Below are 16,703 nucleotides of genomic sequence, written 5' to 3' on the forward strand. Positions count from 1 at the left end.
ACCGCGGCGGCGCTTCGTCGTGGGACTCAGCCTCGGCGGAGACGACCCCACGGCACCGCGGCGACGACGACGCCCGCGATGGCCACGGAAGCGGCCAGCACGGCAACGGGAATCGGCGGCGCCGCCGGCGCGGGCCAGAGTGCGTCCAGGAAAACCGACGTGGTCAGCAGACCGACGACGGACCCCAACCCGAGCACGAGCACACCGGTGCGCTGAACGATCACCGATGACAGGAAGATGTAGACCACGCCGAGCGCGCCGCCGAGGTACAGCGACGGGTCGGTGGGCAGGTCTCGCGGGGCACCGACCACCGCGATGTGCACGAGCGACGCGACGATCAGCACCGCTGTACCGCCGGCGAAGTTGACCAGCGTCGCGGCGAGGGGGCTCTGGGTCCGCAGGCGCAGGCGTCCGTTGGTGCCCTGCTGCCAGGCGACGCCCGCTCCGGCGATGACGGGCATCACGAGCATCCAGACCGGGATGCCACCGAGCCGGGTCCCCCGTCAGGGAAACGCCCACCCCCGCGAGGGCGAGCAGAGCCCCGGCGATGCGGGGTACGGTGACCGGCACCACGCCCGCCGGACCGTGACCGAACCGGTCGAGGAGGAGTCCCCCGGTGGTCTGCCCCGCGACGAAACCCACCGTGAACAGGGCGACGCCGATGGTGGCGACGGCGAGTCCTTGGCTGGCCACCGTGAACGCGCCGGCCGCGCCCCCCCACGAGCATCCACGCGGGGACCGACCGATCGCGGATGGCCGCAGCGAGGCGTCGGACGCCGGCGCGGCCCGCGGGGAGGACCGCGGCGAGTACCAGCATGATGACCAGGCCCGACCCGAACGAGATGCCGCCGGCGAGCACTCCGTCGCCGACCTCTTCACCGAGCGAGCCGTTGACCCGGGCTTGCAGAGCCGTGAGCGAGCCGATCAGCACGGCGCCGAAGACGGCGATCCCCGGCGATCGTCGTTGAGACATGGTTCCTCTTCCTCCGCGCCGCTCCGTCGAGGGCCGTCGTCGATCGTACGTGTCCGTGGCCGATGTGGACCCGGGGGCCCGGATGCGCGAGGCTTTCCGCGTGCCTCAACTCAGCTCCGGTCCCGACGACGTCTCCGGCATCCTTTCCCAGCTGACCGCCGCGCGGGCTGACCGCGAGTTCCTGGCGGGCGTCGAGCTGCACCTCCCCCGGCTGCACGGCCTCTTCCGCCGTCTCTACGGCGACCGGTCCGATGGCGTGGAGCGCCTGGCATCCGTCGTCGACCTCGCACGGCGGTCGTGGCTCGAGCGATCCGAGGAGCTGAAGGCCGTGGATCGCGAGCGGGGCAGTGATCCGGACTGGTTCGAGAGCGAACGGATGCTCGGGGGTGTCTGCTACGTCGACCGATATGCCGGCGGATTGAGCGGCATCCGGGACTCCATCCCTTACTTCCGGGAGCTGGGGCTGACCTACCTGCACCTGATGCCGCTGTTCGAGAGCCCCGCGGGAAACAGTGACGGGGGCTACGCGGTCTCGAGCTACCGCCGGGTGAACCCGGCACTCGGCACGATGGAGGAGCTCGCCGACCTCGCGACGGAGCTCCGCCACGCGGGCATCTCGCTCGTGGTGGACTTCATCTTCAACCACACGAGCAACGAGCACGAGTGGGCCCGGAAGGCGGTGGCAGGCGACGCGGGGTACGAGGACTTCTACCTCATCTACCCGGACCGCGAGATGCCCGACGCGTACGAGCAGACGACGCGGGAGATCTTCCCCGACGACCACCCCGGCTCCTTCGTGCAGCTGCCTGACGGCCGGTGGATCTGGGCGACGTTCTACCACTTCCAGTGGGACCTGAACTACGCCAACCCCGCGGTGTTCGAGGCGATGGCCGGCGAAATGCTGTTCCTCGCGAACCAGGGGGTGGAGATCCTGCGGATGGATGCCGTGGCCTTCATCTGGAAGCAACTGGGGACGACGTGCGAGTCGCTGCCGGAGGCGCACCTTCTGCTGCAGGCGTTCAACGCGGTGCTGCGGATGGCAGCACCCAGCCTGCTGTTCAAGTCGGAGGCGATCGTGCACCCCGACGAGGTGGTGTCGTACATCTCTCCCGAGGAATGCCAGCTCTCTTACAACCCGCTGCAGATGGCGCTCACGTGGGAGGCCCTCGCCACCCGCGACGGTCGGCTTCTGCAGCAGGCGCTCGAACGCCGGCACGCCCTGCCCGAGGGCACCGCGTGGGTCAACTACGTCCGCAGCCACGACGACATCGGGTGGACGTTCGCCGACGAGGACGCCGCCGAGCTCGGCATCCAGGGGTATCCCCACCGGCGGTTCCTCAACGACTTCTACGTCGGACGCGTGGAAGGCTCGTTCTCGCGCGGCGTGCCGTTCCAGGAGAACCCGCGCACCGGCGACGCGCGCATCGCCGGGACGACCGCCTCGCTCGCCGGCATCGAGGCGGGAGACGCCGGCGGCGAGGACCGTGTCGTGCTGGCGCACGCGCTCGCCCTCTCGACGGGCGGTATCCCCCTGCTCTACCTCGGTGACGAGGTCGCCCAGCTCAACGACTACTCCTACCGCCGCGATCGCGCGGAGGCCGGCGACAGCCGGTGGGTGCACCGCCCGCACCGACCCGAGCCGAACTACGCCGACCGCACGGATGCCACGACCCCGGCGGGCCGCGTCTTCGCCCGGCTCACGCGGCTCATCGACGTCCGCCGGTCGACACCCGAGCTCGGCGGAAACGACCTCATCGCCTTCGACGCGCACGTGGACTCGGTGGTGGCGTTCCTGCGCCCCGGCGATTCGGGTGCGGCGGTCCTGGTGCTCGCGAACGTCGCCGACCACGCGGTCGAGATCGACGCGCTGACCCTGTCGGGGCTGGACCCGGATGCCATCGACCTCGTCGCCGACGCACCCGTGTCGGTTGCCGGCGGGCTCACCGTGGCCGCGCACGGGGTGCTGTGGCTGCGGGTGGGGCTGCGCTGACACACGCCCCCACGTCCTGATCGAAGCCGAAGGGCCGGACTCGTGCCCCCCGGGCCCCTCGAGTGGTGAGCGAGTTCTAGTGCGATCCGATGTCAGGCACGAGCGGCCCCGTCATATCGGGCTCGTAGCCGCAGCTCGGGCAGACCCATGCGCCCAGGGCGGCTGATTCTGCCAGGTCCTCATCACGCGTGATCTTGTGGCCGCAGTTGGGGCATTCGAAGTCCATGCTCCGAATCCTAGAGACCGCCGCCATTACGAACTAAAACGCGCATACCCCCCCCCCCCCCCCCCCCCCCGTTCGAGCTCGTCTCGCGAAGAATCGCGATCAGCAGCCGTCGTGCCGTGACGTTGACGGACGTGTGAATCGGGGTGAACCGTTGCGCTATAGAAGTCGTCGGAACGTGCATATTCTTTGACCATGATTTCGCTTGTTGCGGCATACCTGTGCGAGGAAGCCAGGGTCCACGATGGAGGTCTCGACACACGCAATGGAGGGCTCTCCCTTCGTGTCTCGCCCACTTACCCGGCACCACTGAACGCCTACTTCGCTGTCATGTTTTATACGGAGATTGCGGCAAGCGAGCCGAGTCAATTTCACATCGAAGTCACGTGTTACGACGACGCGGGTGCGCTTTTCGGGCACACGAGCGAGCTTGTCCTGGCGGCAAACGCTTATGGCCCGGCCAATAGCCCTCACTGTATCGACTTTCGCCAAGCGGTCCTACCTGAACCCGGCCGTTACACGTTCGAAGTCAAGGCCAATGGAGAAATCCTTAACAAGTTTTCTATGGTCGCCACAACTTCTCTCGAGGCAACCTCTACGCGCCCGTCAGGAGATCAGGTCTCGTCTACGTTTACGGGCCTTCAAGGGAGAACCGTCGACATAAGGGTGGACGCGAGCCTGACTCGTCTGCCCCAGGAGGAGCTTCAACGTCATGTTCGGGAACAGTGCAATTTTCTGACAACGTCGGCTGAGGCGTTCGATCGAGGCAGAGTCGCGGAGGCGAAGCGCCTAGCCACCACGCTCCGCGTCCTCCTTCACACTGGACGCTATAAGGGAAAGGAGGCGCCGCCACTGCTCAGATTGCTAGTCGATCTCCCGAGTCAGGCCTTCCCATGTGTCAATGAAACCGTGCCGAGGGAAGACGCCATTGTGGATGCTTTCCATTTGTACGCGGTCGGTGGAAGTCATCTCGAAGCGATCACGACGGTGAGCAGCAGGACAGCCCCCTTTGCCGCGTGGTGGGTCGAACCGTGCGACGTATATCAAGGATTTACGATCACTCGCCAGAGCGCAGTACTGGCGCTCGCGAACAGGGGCGGAGGAGCTCACGTCGACCCTGACGAGTCAACTGATTACCGACAGTTTGCGGAGCTTGGCGCCCTTGGGTGGCAAGCCTTCACTTTAGGCGATCCCGCGTCAGCGCAACTCGATCCCGTTCTCAACAACCCGCTTCCCGCGATAGTGAGGGCGACTACCGCAGAGGTGCTCACTTACCTTCACAGTGCGGGGCTCGCGCCCTGAAGCCACGTCGAAGCGCACGGACTGATGTCTATTCGCCGACACCGCAGTTGGTGAGGTTAGCGGTGCCGGACGCGATGGCAACGTGACGAGGGGCCAGCCCGTTGCCTTTCACGAGCTGATGGACCTTGGTCGACGAGCTGCCACGGGAGCGGCCGATACCGTGCTCAAGGGGCTCTCACCGCAGATTGATGCGACTCGACCCAGCCCCCTGTGGCGCGTCGTGTTCGTTGCGTGCTAGTACGCGGGTGATCGTGGAGCCCACTAAGTGTGCCCAGAAATACACGTCTGACCTGGCTATTTATCGTGCCGGCTACAGGACTTGAACCTGCAACCCCCGTATTACAAGTACGGTGCGCTACCAATTGCGCCAAGCCGGCGAGGTGCCCAGTCTACCGACGCGCGGGGCGAGGCCCCGAACGCCTAGCCCGGCGAGGATGGCGATCGGGACATCGATACCAGGTCTCGGAGCGCCCACAGGAAGACCCACGCCGCGTTCCCCACCCATGACCCGGAGCTAGGAACCCGGTCCCTCGCACGCCCGTGGTGTGGTGGGCTTGGAGACAACGAGGGGAACCGACGGTTGAACCCGCGTATTCGAGCAAAGAACGCGATTTGAATAGTCCCCCGTGACAACGGCGTATATCGGGGCAGAACCGTTCATGTCGAAGGTGTTGGACGCGACTGCGTTATTTCGACCGTGCGGAACCAGCGGTGGCTCGATCCGGTTGCCGTCCTTGTCGTAAACATTCTGCTGCACGAAGCGGAGACCACCATCAAGGGCGGAGGCAATCGTGTTCTTCTGAACGAGATACCCGTCGCCCTTGACCTGGATGGACGCGCGAACGTCACTCCACACGGGCGGCGTGATCGTCGTCTGATTGTTGAAGATGAGACCGTCGGTCGTATCTTCCTTGGCTTCGATACTTTCGGCCGTCGTATCGGTGATGACATTCCACGCAACCACCGTCCGGGTGGTTCGATCGGGTTCGCAACCCGCATCCTCGCAGCTGTCGTTCGCCCGAGAGTTCCCAATGTAGATGCCCTCGCCATAACGGCCGTCCTGGTGCCACACCGGCCCATTGCCGACGGGGATGTCGCTGTCATTGCCGGTGTCGCTGATGTAGTTGCCCGAGACGATCGTGTCTGCGGAGTCTCGGGCGACGTAGATTCCCCCTTGAGCGGTATGTTGCACACGGAGACTGGCGACCACCACGTGTCCGCTGCTCTTCACCTGGACGCCCTTTTGAGCGTTGCGAACCGTGAACCCGTACAACGTGATGAATGACGAATCTTCGACCAGGACACCCACCTTACCTGCCATGACGGTGCCTGTGGGGAAGACGTTGACGGTCGCGTTGCGAGAACCACAGATCAAGATGGGGTCGTCGGCGGTTCCGTGCCTGTTGCTGATGTTGAGTGGTTCGTCGAAATCACCGTCTGCCAGGCGGACCGCCGTCCCGGGTGCCGCGGCAGCAATTGCGGAGTTTGCCGCGTCGGACGTCGTCACGACGACGGCCGTGTCGGGGCACTTTTCGTATGTCGCGCGCTGCGGTTGCAGGAACGCTTGTTGATAGCCGACCCACGGCGAGGTGCCCAGCACAGTCGCGCCGTTGCGAGCCTCCACCCGATACGAATAGGTTGCCCCGAAGTCGAGCCCGACGTCCTTCTTGTCGTTCAGCGGCGCCAAGACGCGTGCTAGCGGCTGCTCCGGTCCGGTCCCCCGCTTGCGATAGATCTGATACGCCGTCGCATCCTCCACTGTGGACCACGAAATCGTCGGACCTGACCGGTCAACGAAGTTCGCGTCGGTCGGGCCGGCGGTGACCTCGATCGTCAGGCTGGGCGATGAAGTGGTCGACGCGATGCTCGGCATTGGCATGCCCAACAACATGGCAACGACAGCCGCCGCCCCCAGCCCGATCCGCGTACGAAGTCGACGAGTCTTACTCTCCCCCATGCGGCGACCCTAGCGTCAAGGCCACCGACGGAGAACACCCCCCCATCGCATCAGGCGCCGAGCAGCTGGCTATACCGATGTCGAACCCGGGGCGACGCCCCGAACGCCTCAGCCCGCGGGCGTCGCCGAGGGCGTTGCGCTCGGGGTCGGCGTCGCCGTCGAGTAGTAGGCGTTGCTGTCGACCGTGAGCACGAACTGCGCGAACTCCTTCGGGTCATCCATGCGGCCGACGTAGGGGGTGCCGTTCACGAGCACGGTCGGAGTCGCGGTGAGCGCCTGACCCTTCGTGTCGGGGAGGCCCTTGATCGCGCGGTCGGTGGCGGCCTTCGCCCACGACGTGAACGTCTCGTCCTCGATGCAGTCGCGCACCGTGTCGGGGTCGCTCACGCCCGTGCCCTGCGCCATGTCGGCGAGCTTCTCGTCGCTGTAGCCGTCGGAATCCACGGCGGGCTGGTTGACGAGGAGTTCGTGGTTGAAGGCGAAGAACTTGTCGGATGCGTGCGTCGCGACGCACGCGGCTGCATTCGCGGCGCGCAGGCTGTACTTCGTGCCGTTCGACTTCGAGGTGAGCATCGCCACCGGGTAGTACGTCAGGGAGGCGGCATCCTGAGACACCCACTTCGAGAGCTGCTCGGCGTTGGCGAGCTGGAACTCCCGCGCCTCGGTCGAGAGATAGTCGACGTAGACGCGGATGTCGACGGGAGCGGCGGTCGTCGTGGGCGCGGGGGTCGGCGTCTCCGTGGGAGTCGCCTCGGCCGCCATCGCGGACGCATTGCCGTCAACGGTTTGATCCGCCTTCGGGTCGGCGATGCCCGTTGCCGCGGTGACGATGAAGCCATCGTTGGACGCGGCATCCGGGAGGGCCTGCGACCGGCCGTCCTGCGACGACAACGCGTAGGTGACACCCGCGGCACCGACCGCGACGACCGCAACGGCACCGATCGTCACGAGCGACCGGCGAACGATCCGGGCCCGCGTCTGACGCGCCTTGACCTGCTGCGCCTTCTCACGAACCGCCTCACGGCGGGCGTTCTCGGCGGGCAGATTCGGCGTCTGGTCGTTGGACATGGGACCTCTCGGGCGCGGACAGGATCCGCTGACGATCACGGGAACGCACGGGTAGGCGAACGAGGACCGATGGTAGTAAGCCTGGCTGAGAAATGCCCAGACACATGCCATACTGACCCTGCGCTCACTGTCGCGCGCGCTCGGGGTCGCCCCCGTTCATTCCATTCACTACGGATCGTCCGGCACGTACCTGCCGGTGAAGGAGAAGAAGAAATGGCGTCCGTCACCTTTGACAACGCAACTCGTCTGTACCCCGGAGGCACTCGCCCCGCGGTCGACAAGCTCAACCTCGAGGTCGCCGACGGCGAGTTCCTGGTTCTGGTCGGCCCCTCCGGTTGCGGTAAGTCCACGTCGCTGCGCATGCTCGCCGGCCTCGAAGAGGTCAACTCCGGCCGCATCCTGATCGGCGACCGCGACGTCACCGACGTCCCGCCGAAGGACCGCGACATCGCGATGGTCTTCCAGAACTACGCGCTCTACCCCCACATGACCGTCGCCGAGAACATGGGCTTCGCCCTGAAGATCGCCGGCGTCGGCAAGGAGGAGCGCGCCGCTCGCGTCCTCGAGGCCGCCAAGCTCCTCGACCTCGAGGAGTACCTCACGCGTAAGCCGAAGGCCCTCTCGGGTGGTCAGCGTCAGCGCGTCGCCATGGGCCGCGCGATCGTGCGTCAGCCCCAGGTGTTCCTCATGGACGAGCCGCTGTCGAACCTCGACGCCAAGCTCCGTGTCCAGACCCGCACCCAGATCGCGTCGCTGCAGCGCCGCCTGGGCGTCACCACGGTCTACGTCACGCACGACCAGACCGAGGCGCTCACGATGGGCGACCGCATCGCCGTACTCAAGGACGGCCTGCTCCAGCAGGTCGGCACCCCGCGCGACCTGTACGAGAAGCCGAAGAACGTCTTCGTCGCCGGCTTCATCGGTTCGCCCGCGATGAACCTCTTCCCGGTCGACCTGGCCGAGGGCGGCGTGCGCTTCGGCGACCTGATCGTCCCCGTCGAGGCCGACGTCATCGGCAAGGCCCACGGCGGCGAGGTCACCATCGGTGTCCGCCCCGAGGACATCCAGGTCGCCCCGGCCGACGGCCGCGGCCTGTCGGTCGTCGTCGACCTGGTCGAAGAGCTCGGTGCCGACGGCTACCTGTACGGCCACACGGACATCAACGGCAAGCGCACCGACATCGTCGCGCGCGTCGACGGCCGCCGTCACCCCAACGCGGGCGAGACGGTCGTGCTGGCGCCGGTCCCCGGTCACGTGCACGTCTTCGACCTCGAGTCGGGCGACCGTCTGACCGACAAGGCCATCGCCTCCGCCTGATCTCACGCACCGTCGCGGCGCGGGGAGTCTTTCACGACTCCCCGCGCCGCACCCGTTTTCCCCGGAGGAACCGTGGCCGAATCCCTCAGCATCACCGCCAGCACCGTCGACCCCGGACTCCTGCAGTTGCCGTGGTCGACGGGCCTCGCCGACTGGCCGAGTTCGCACATCGTCGCCCTCCCCAAGGGCATCTCGCGTCACCTCGTGCGCTTCGCGACGCTGTCCGGCCGCGTCGTCGCCATCAAGGAGACGACCGAGGAGATGGCCCGCCGCGAGTACGACATGCTGGGCAACCTCCACCGTCTGGACGCGCCGTGCGTCGAGCGGGTCGCCGTGATCGCCGGGCGGACGGATGCCTCGGGCCGGCCCCTCCCCGCCGCCCTCGTCACCTCGCACCTGCGCTTCTCCCTGCCCTACCGCGCGCTGTTCACCCAGGTCCTGCGCCCCCACACGGCGACGCGTCTCGTCGATGCCCTCGCCGTCCTCCTCGTCCGCCTTCACAACGTCGGCTTCTTCTGGGGTGACGTCTCGCTGTCGAACACGCTCTTCCGCCGCGACGCCGGGGAGTTCGCCGCCTACCTCGTGGATGCCGAGACCGGAGAGCTGCACGGCAATCGCCTCACCAACGGTCAGCGCGCCCACGACCTGGACGTCGCTCGCACCAACATCGCCGGCGAGATCATGGACCTCGAGGCCGGAGGTCGCCTCGAGGGCGGGGTGGATGCCGTCGCCATCGCCGACGGGCTCGTCGCGTCGTACCACTCGCTGTGGGGCGCCCTCACCGACAAGGAGACCTTCGCCGTCGACGAATCGTGGCGGATCACCGAACGCGTGCACCGCCTGAACGCCCTCGGCTTCGACATCGGGGAGATGTCGATCAAGACGGCGAGCGACGGCACCCGTGTCTCCATCCAACCGAAGGTGGTCGACGCCGGCCACCACCAGCGACGGCTGTTGCGCCTGACCGGCCTCGACGTCGAGGAGAACCAGGCCCGGCGACTCCTCAACGACCTCGACGAGTTCCGCGCGCGGGTGTCGCGCTTGGGCGCCGACGAGGAGATGGTCGCGCACGAGTGGCTGACCCGCGTCTTCGAGCCGATCGTCATGGCGATCCCCTTCGACCTGCGCGCGAAGCTCGAACCGGCGGAGGTCTTCCACCAGGTCCTCGAACACCGGTGGTACATGTCGCAGGCCCGAGGCCGGTCGGTGCCGCTGGCCGAAGTCGTGACCTCCTACATCGACGAGGTGCTCAGCCACCGCCGCGACGAGGCCACCGTCATGGGACCTCCGACCGACACGATGTCGCTCGCCACGATCTCGGACGCCACGGCACCGGAGACGGGCGAAGTCCCGACGACGGACACGGACGTCATCGACTGGCGCGACCTGGTCTGACCGAACGACGACGGCGCCGCCCCGGAAGGGACGGCGCCGTCGTCGTTCGCGGTGTCAGTACCCGACGGCGAAGTGGTCGCGCGAGTGCTTCGGGTTCTCGATCTCATCGAGCACCGCGACAGCGAAGTCGGCACCGGAGATGAACGAGTCGCCGTTGGCATCCACGACGAGCACGTGCCCGCCATCGCGGTAGGTCCCGGTCCGCTCACCCGGGGCCCACACGCCGAACCCGCCGGCGGGGTGGATGTAGAACCAGTCACGGTCGGAGGAATCCGCCTCGAGGTCTTCCAGGATGCCGATCGCCTCGGACGCCTCGGGCTTGTACTCGTCGGTGAAGCCCTCGGTGTCGATGAGGCGCGGGCCGCCCTCGGCGACCAGGGTTCCCCCGGCGCCGCCGATCACGCCCAGACGCACGTCCTCGGGAAGAACGGAGTTCAGCTGGGCGATCGCCGGGCGGAGCTTGCCCAGCATGTCGCCCCGGGGAGCGACGGCCGAGACCACGACGTCGACGCCCTCGAGTTCGGCGATGAGGCCGGGAACGTCGAGGACGGTCCCCTCGATGTAGGTCGCTCCCTCGACGCGCTCGGCCGAAACCGACCGGGCGACCGAGACGACGGTGTGGCCGCGGCGGACGGCCTCGGTGACGATGTGGCTACCGGCGTAGCCGGTTCCTCCGATGACGGCGATGCGGGTCACGGCTGTTCCTCTCCTCCGGTCCGCGATCTCACGGACGTGTTCTCCCAGCGTGCCGGTTCCGGGAGCGTCGCGAAACGCGAACGCCCGGAACCGACGCAATTCACAGCAGGATCTGCAGAGGATTCTCGATCCGGGCCACGAACGCGGCCAACCACTGGGCCGCCAGTGCACCGTCGAGCACCCGGTGGTCGGCGGAGAGGGTCACCGACATCACCGTCGCGGCCGCGAGCGATCCGTCCTGCTCCACCACCGGACGCCGCGTCGCGGCGCCGACGGCGAGGATGCCGGCGTGCGGCGGGTTGATGATCGCGGAGAACGACGTCGTGCCGTACATGCCCAGGTTCGAGACCGCGAACGAGCCGCCCTCGAGTTCGTTCTGCTTCAGACGGCCCTCGCGCGCCCGCCCGGCGAGGTCGCGAACGGTTGCTGCGAGCTCACCGATCGAGAGCCGGTCGGCCCCCCGCACCACCGGGGTGAGCAGACCGCCCGGAACCGAGACCGCGACGGCGATGTCCGCCGCGGTGAACCGACGCGTGGCATCCGGGGTCCAGATCGCGTTGGCCTCGGGGACGTCGCGCATCGCGCCGGCGACCGCCTTCACGACCAGGTCGTTGACGGAGATGCGGTGCTCGCGTCCCTCGTTGATCTGCGCGCGCAGAGCGAGCAGCGCATCGACGCGGCAATCGGCCTGAAGGTAGAAGTGCGGCACCGTGGCCTTGGATTCGGTGAGCCGCCGCGCGATCGCCCGGCGCATGCCGGTGTGCGGCACGTCCTCAAACTCCGCGCCGAGCGAGGTCGGCACGGCTTGCGGCTCTGCGACGGAGGGCTCGGGATCCGGATGCCGCTCCGTCGGCGCCGGGGTCCAGGCATCCAGGTCGCGCCGCACGATCCGACCGCGCGGACCCGAGCCCGGCACGTCGGCGAGGTCGATCCCGCGTTCCGCGGCCAGGCGCCGGACGAGGGGCGAGGCGAAGAGTCGCCGCTCCTCGCCGGGGACGGAGTCGGCCTGCGCCGGCGGTTCGGCGGGCGCCGGGGTCGCGGGCGCCGGGGTCGCGGGCGAAGGCGCCGCGGGCGGGGACGTCGGCGCGGCGGGGGTGGACGCCGGCGCGGCGGGGGTGGACGCCGGCGCGGCGGGGGTGGACGCCGGCGCGGCGGGAGCCTCCGCGGCCTCCTCGGGCGCGGCGGCCACCTCGGCATCCGACGGCGCCGCGGTCGCGGGGGCGGGTGCTCCACCGGCGGCGACGAGCGCGGCATCCACGCTCTCCCCCTCCTCGGCGAGGACCGCGATCGGGACGCCCACGGCGGCGGCGTCACCGGCGGGCAGGAGGATGCCGGCGAGGATGCCAGCACGCTCGGCCTCGTACTCGACGACCGCCTTCTCGGTCTCGATCTCCACGATCGCCTGCCCGGCGCGCACGGGGCTGCCGACCTCGACGAGCCAGCTCTGGATGGCCGCTTCGGCGGCGCCCGTGGCGATCTCGGGCATGCGGACGACGATGGCCATCAGCGGATCCCTCCCGCCGCACGCACGCGCTCGAGACCGGCGACGACCTCTTCCGTGCGGGCGATCGCGGCCCGCTCCAGCACCTTCGAGATGCTCGGGCTCGCCTCACCGCCCGTGACGCGTTCGACCGGCTGGTCGAGCCAGTCGAAGAACCGCCGCTGGATCTCGTCGGCGAGCCACGCGCCGTACGACGGTCCGCGCGCACCCTGCTCGACGATGAGGACGGCGTTGGTCTTGCGGATGCTCTCGCCGACGGTCTCCCAGTCCAGCGAGGCGCGATCGAGCCACCGGAGGTCGATGACCTCGGCATCCGTTCCGGTCTGCTCGACGGCTTCGAGGGTGTGCCCGACCATCGACAGGTAGGTCAGCACCGTCACGTCGTTGCCCTCGCGACGCACCGCGGCGCTCCCGGGAGGGATGACGTAGTCGAGGTCGGTGTCGGGCACCCGGTCGGGGGTGCCGTAGAGGTCGACGTGCTCGATGACGAGCACCGGATCTTCCAGCGCGAGCGCGGCGTTCATGAGCCCGACGTAGTCGGCGGCGGTCGACGCGGCGACGATGCGCCATCCCGCCTGCGTCGCGAAGATGCCGGCGGGGTCCATCAGATGCTGCGAGCCGTAGCCCGAGCCCATCGCGATCTTGGTGCGTAGGACGAGCGGCACGGTGTTGTTGTCGCCGAACATGTGCCGGGCCTTGCCGACCTGGTTAAACACCTGGTCGGCGGCCACCCACATGAAGTCGGGGTACATGAACTCCACGACGGGACGGAACCGACCGTCCATCGCGATGCCGCCGGCCGCACCGAAGAACCCGTTCTCGCTGATCGGGGTGCCGATGACGCGGTCGGGTCCGTACTTCTCGGCGAGGCCCTTCGTCGCCCCGTTCGTGCCGCCGCCGAGCCGGTGGACGTCCTCGCCGAGCACGATGATGCGCGGGTCCGTCTCCATGCGGCGGTCCATGGTCTGCGCGACCGCGTCGACGAACTTCACGTCGCGCCACGGTCCGGTCCAGTCCGTCGGCTCGGCCGCCGTAAGGGCGTCGAGCTCGGAGGCATCCCCCCGGATGCCGGTGTCGACGACGGCAGGGTCGGGCCACAGCTCCGGGCGGATGCGGCGTCGGCCGGGACGCTCGGGGTCGGCCTCGACGACGGCCGCGACTGACTGCGCCACGGCCGCGACGGCCTGCTCGCGCACGGCCTGGGCCTCGGCGTCGTCGAGGAGACCGAGTCGGCGCATCTCGGATGCCATCCGCTCGAGCGGATCGCGCGCGCGCCACTGCCCCTCCTCATCCTTGGTCCGGTAGCCGAACGCGCTCCCCGGGTAAGGGCCGTTCTGGTGGAAGAACCGGTACACCTCGGCTTCGACGATGGCCGGCCCTTCCCCCGCCCGCATGCGGTCGAGGGCCTCGCCCATCGCGAGGTGCACCGCGAGGGGGTCCATGCCGTCGACGCGCCACGCGGGGATGGAGAACCCCTGGCCGCGTACGGAGAAGCGCGTGTCGGCGCTCGCCTCGTCCGCGCGGGTCGAGACGGCGTAGAGGTTGTTCTCGATGAAGAACGCCACGGGGAGTTTCCACGTCGAGGCGAGGTTCATCGACTCCAGGACCGATCCGATCTGGCTGGACCCGTCACCGAAGTAGTTGATCGAGACGTCGGACGTGCCGGCGTGCTTCTGAGCCCACGCGTGACCGGTGGCGAGCGGCGCGCCGCCGCCCACGATGGCGTTGGTGCCGAGCGCACCGGCCTCCAGCCACTGCAGGTGCATCGAACCGCCCCGGCCGCCCGAAAAGCCCGATGCCAGGCCGAGGATCTCGGCGAGCGTGCGGTCGAGCAGCGTCTGCACGTCCGGCGTCACGAGAGCGGTCGGGTCGAGCGCACCGCCAGAAACGTGGGCGAGCGTCTTGGCGAGGAACTGGTGGTGTCCGCGGTGCGAGCCGTTGACGGCATCCGCGGGTCGAAGGGACACGATCGAGCCGACCGCGCCGCCCTCCTGACCGATGCTGGAGTGCGCGGGGCCGTGCACGAGACCGGCGCCCGCGAGGTCGAGCACCGCCTCTTCGAAGGCCCGGATCAGGTGCAGCTGACCGAGCATCGTCCCGAGCAGTTCGGGGTCGGCCGCTTTCCAGTCGGCGGCGGTCGTCTCCAACTGCACCCACTCCACGCCGGTGTTCAGTCGTTTCCGCTTGGCCATGTCGCTCCTCACGCGTCGTTGCGTCTGCCTATACAGGTCGTTCGCTCACACTGTACGATTGGATTGTCTCCAATACAAGGCGCATTCGCCGCGAGATACTGTCGAGAGGCGCCCTCATCGGCGTCAATGGATCCAATGGAGGATGCGACATGGGACTTCCGGGACTGCGGGGCAGCGACCACATCGGCTTCACCGTTCCCGACCTCGACGAGGCCGAGACCTTCCTGGTCGACGTCTTGGGCGCGGTGCCGGTGTATACCCTGCCCGGCCGCAGCGGCGAGGGCGACTGGATGACACGACAGCTCGGGGTCCACCCGAGAACCCGCATCCGCGAGATCCGGTTCTACCGCCTGGGCAACGGCACGAACCTCGAGGTCTTCGCGTACGACGCCGCCGACGGTCAGGCCCCTCCCCCGCGCAACAGCGACATCGGCGGCCACCACCTCGCCCTGTACGTTGACGACCTGGATGCCGCTGTCTCCCACCTCCGCGCGCACGGCGTCGACGTCATGGGCGAGCCGGTGGTGAGCGGCGCCGCGTCGGCCGGCCAGCGGTGGATCTACTTCCGCGCCCCGTGGGGCATGCAGTTCGAACTCGTGAGCTTCCCCGATGGGAAGGCCTACGAGCGCGACGCCGAGACCCTCCTGTGGCATCCCGCGAGGCCCGCCGAATGACCGGGCTGCTCCCCGCGGCGCGCGACCACGGGCGCGCCGGTTCGGGGATCGCCGACACGCTCCGCGACGAGATCCTCCGCGGCATCCATCCGCCCGGGACCCGGATCCGACAGGAGGACCTCGCGGCGCGGCACACCACGAGCCGCCTCCCGGTGCGCGAGGCGCTGCGCATGCTGGAGGCCGAGGGACTCGTGACGCTCGTCGCCAACTCCGGCGCGTGGGTGTCGCGCCTGACCCTCGCCGAGTGCGAGGAGCTGTACCTCGTGCGCGAGCGCATCGAACCGGTGCTGCTCGGGATGAGCGCTCCCCTGCTCTCCGCGGACGATCTCGACGCGCTTGACGCCCTCGCCACGCGCATGGAGCACGCGGATGCCGAGGACTTCCTGCGCCACGACCGGGAGTTCCACTTCGCCACCTACGCGCCGGCGCGCACCGTGATGCTCGGCGACACGGTCGTGGGGCTGTGGAACCGGACACACCACTACCGGCGCGCTTTCGTCACCGCGGCGCACGAGCGCCACGACGGCACGGCGCACCTCGACCACCGGCTCCTCGTCGCGGCCCTGCGGCGCGGAGACGCCGAGGAGGCCGCTCACGTTCTCGAGCGGCACATCCGGCGCACGCGCATCGAGTTGGAGCGGCATCCCGAGATCTTCGGCGAGAGCGGAGCACGCTGAGGGAGCGTTGGAACACTTCCGTCTGGAGCGCGGCTGCTAGGACGATCGGTGCGCACCGAGTCCTGTCACATCGACCGCCCCCGATGATGATCAACCATGTTCGGCCGACCATCTCTGAAGATCCCGCAACCAATCCCATGCCGAGACGGGCTCCGGGTCATTAACGACTGATACGCCGCGCGGCACGAATCCCACACAAGTCTCCGTCTCCTCGAGCTGTTTGGCCCTCGTTACTGGGTCAACGCCAAGATTGGTGATTGCGACACGACGGGACTCGTCACGATCTCCACCCCGGGCGTGGGAGTCCCAATCGACGGCGAACCAGCCTCGCCGTGACACCTCGACAAAGTCGCCTCGAAGTAGGTCGGCAGCCGCGCGTGACCATCGATCCGGAGCGCATTCCCGCAACGGCGGAAAAAGGGCCTCCGCCTGTTGCTTAAATGTGACCACTGATCTCACCGACTGCAGCTTAAGGGGGTGAGGGTAAGACACGACGCGGGCTTCATAAATGGGCTCAAGCACCGTAGTGCGAATCAAGCCAAACAACCTCCGCCTCCGATGGTAACCATTATCGTCGAACAACATAGCGCGAGCTAGCTCAGCTAGCCCCCTGTCCACCCACTCCACATTCCACTCGCGCACGCGAGCGAGGGCCTCCTTACGAGAAAGGGCAGGCGGCAGACCATACTCGGCCTCCAGTGGCTGAAACTCCCAGGCCCAGCTGTAGAGCTCCTCGTC

The 16,703-nt window shown here is 68.1% G+C and carries 11 protein-coding genes, 1 tRNA gene and 3 pseudogenes; 5 read left to right on the top strand and 10 right to left on the bottom strand.

What is annotated here, in order from left to right:
* Nucleotides 1-26 precede the first annotated feature (26 nt).
* The 3 genes and pseudogenes from ABC271_RS11875 to ABC271_RS11885 form a co-directional block, all read right to left on the bottom strand.
* Entirely contained in the window at nucleotides 27-461 is a 435-nt protein-coding gene (locus ABC271_RS11875) for a DMT family transporter (protein WP_412925061.1), read from the bottom strand.
* Between the two features lie 115 nt (nucleotides 462-576).
* Nucleotides 577-693: pseudogene (locus tag ABC271_RS11880) on the bottom strand (DMT family transporter); the annotation flags it as partial.
* A gap of 79 nt (nucleotides 694-772) precedes the next feature.
* Nucleotides 773-973: pseudogene (locus ABC271_RS11885) on the bottom strand (DMT family transporter); the annotation flags it as partial.
* Nucleotides 974-1,055: 82 nt separating this feature from the next.
* On the opposite strand from ABC271_RS11885, the gene ABC271_RS11890 reads away from it, so the two are divergent.
* Nucleotides 1,056-2,963 carry an alpha-amylase family protein gene (locus ABC271_RS11890; protein ID WP_412926154.1) on the top strand — a complete coding sequence of 636 codons (1,908 nt, stop codon included), beginning with the start codon at nucleotides 1,056-1,058 and terminating at the stop codon, nucleotides 2,961-2,963.
* A gap of 1,619 nt (nucleotides 2,964-4,582) precedes the next feature.
* Here ABC271_RS11890 and ABC271_RS11895 read toward each other — a convergent pair.
* The 4 genes and pseudogenes from ABC271_RS11895 to ABC271_RS11910 all read right to left on the bottom strand — a co-directional run.
* Nucleotides 4,583-4,762 (bottom strand): annotated as a pseudogene (locus ABC271_RS11895) (IS5/IS1182 family transposase); the annotation flags it as partial.
* 30 nt (nucleotides 4,763-4,792) lie between these two features.
* Nucleotides 4,793-4,865: transfer RNA gene (locus ABC271_RS11900), tRNA-Thr, on the bottom strand.
* A 137-nt stretch (nucleotides 4,866-5,002) separates the two neighbouring features.
* Entirely contained in the window at nucleotides 5,003-6,445 is a 1,443-nt protein-coding gene (locus ABC271_RS11905) for a right-handed parallel beta-helix repeat-containing protein (protein ID WP_412925062.1), read from the bottom strand.
* Nucleotides 6,446-6,553: 108 nt separating this feature from the next.
* Nucleotides 6,554-7,513 carry a DsbA family protein gene (locus ABC271_RS11910; protein ID WP_412925063.1) on the bottom strand — a complete coding sequence of 320 codons (960 nt, stop codon included), beginning with the start codon at nucleotides 7,511-7,513 and terminating at the stop codon, nucleotides 6,554-6,556.
* A 213-nt stretch (nucleotides 7,514-7,726) separates the two neighbouring features.
* On the opposite strand from ABC271_RS11910, the gene ABC271_RS11915 reads away from it, so the two are divergent.
* Entirely contained in the window at nucleotides 7,727-8,830 is a 1,104-nt protein-coding gene (locus ABC271_RS11915) for an ABC transporter ATP-binding protein (RefSeq protein WP_412925064.1), read from the top strand.
* A 72-nt stretch (nucleotides 8,831-8,902) separates the two neighbouring features.
* Nucleotides 8,903-10,225 (top strand): DUF4032 domain-containing protein, encoded by a 1,323-nt coding sequence (locus ABC271_RS11920; RefSeq protein ID WP_412925065.1) that lies wholly within the window; start codon nucleotides 8,903-8,905, stop codon nucleotides 10,223-10,225.
* 54 nt (nucleotides 10,226-10,279) lie between these two features.
* Here the strand turns inward: ABC271_RS11920 and ABC271_RS11925 are convergent, their stop codons facing one another.
* From ABC271_RS11925 to ABC271_RS11935, 3 genes are all read right to left on the bottom strand, one after another.
* A complete protein-coding gene (locus ABC271_RS11925; protein WP_412925066.1) occupies nucleotides 10,280-10,921 on the bottom strand; it encodes an NAD(P)-dependent oxidoreductase in 642 nt (213 codons plus the stop codon).
* Between the two features lie 100 nt (nucleotides 10,922-11,021).
* Nucleotides 11,022-12,425, bottom strand: a complete 1,404-nt coding sequence (locus ABC271_RS11930; protein ID WP_412925067.1) for a dihydrolipoamide acetyltransferase family protein — start codon at nucleotides 12,423-12,425, stop codon at nucleotides 11,022-11,024.
* Entirely contained in the window at nucleotides 12,425-14,614 is a 2,190-nt protein-coding gene (locus ABC271_RS11935; protein ID WP_412925068.1) for an alpha-ketoacid dehydrogenase subunit alpha/beta, read from the bottom strand. The genes ABC271_RS11930 and ABC271_RS11935 overlap by 1 nt, the downstream gene beginning before the upstream one ends.
* A 149-nt stretch (nucleotides 14,615-14,763) precedes the next feature.
* Between ABC271_RS11935 and ABC271_RS11940 the strand changes: the two genes are divergently transcribed.
* Nucleotides 14,764-15,288, top strand: a complete 525-nt coding sequence (locus ABC271_RS11940) for a VOC family protein (protein WP_412925069.1) — start codon at nucleotides 14,764-14,766, stop codon at nucleotides 15,286-15,288.
* Entirely contained in the window at nucleotides 15,285-15,965 is a 681-nt protein-coding gene (locus ABC271_RS11945) for a GntR family transcriptional regulator (protein WP_412925070.1), read from the top strand. Before ABC271_RS11940 ends, ABC271_RS11945 begins: the two co-directional genes overlap by 4 nt.
* Nucleotides 15,966-16,703 lie beyond the last annotated feature (738 nt).

This window comes from Microbacterium canaveralium, from assembly GCF_047238045.1.
Classification (GTDB): domain Bacteria; phylum Actinomycetota; class Actinomycetes; order Actinomycetales; family Microbacteriaceae; genus Microbacterium.

What these genes read in the sequence shown, in the direction of transcription:
- ABC271_RS11940 (WP_412925069.1), top strand. Translation starts at nt 14,764, where the DNA reads ATGGGACTTCCGGGACTGCGGGGCAGCGACCACATCGGCTTCACCGTT.
- ABC271_RS11930 (WP_412925067.1), bottom strand. Translation starts at nt 12,425, where the DNA reads ATGGCCATCGTCGTCCGCATGCCCGAGATCGCCACGGGCGCCGCCGAA.
- ABC271_RS11905 (WP_412925062.1), bottom strand. Translation starts at nt 6,445, where the DNA reads ATGGGGGAGAGTAAGACTCGTCGACTTCGTACGCGGATCGGGCTGGGG.
- ABC271_RS11945 (WP_412925070.1), top strand. Translation starts at nt 15,285, where the DNA reads ATGACCGGGCTGCTCCCCGCGGCGCGCGACCACGGGCGCGCCGGTTCG.
- ABC271_RS11910 (WP_412925063.1), bottom strand. Translation starts at nt 7,513, where the DNA reads ATGTCCAACGACCAGACGCCGAATCTGCCCGCCGAGAACGCCCGCCGT.
- ABC271_RS11915 (WP_412925064.1), top strand. Translation starts at nt 7,727, where the DNA reads ATGGCGTCCGTCACCTTTGACAACGCAACTCGTCTGTACCCCGGAGGC.
- ABC271_RS11875 (WP_412925061.1), bottom strand. Translation starts at nt 461, where the DNA reads ATGCCCGTCATCGCCGGAGCGGGCGTCGCCTGGCAGCAGGGCACCAAC.
- ABC271_RS11890 (WP_412926154.1), top strand. Translation starts at nt 1,056, where the DNA reads ATGCGCGAGGCTTTCCGCGTGCCTCAACTCAGCTCCGGTCCCGACGAC.
- ABC271_RS11935 (WP_412925068.1), bottom strand. Translation starts at nt 14,614, where the DNA reads ATGGCCAAGCGGAAACGACTGAACACCGGCGTGGAGTGGGTGCAGTTG.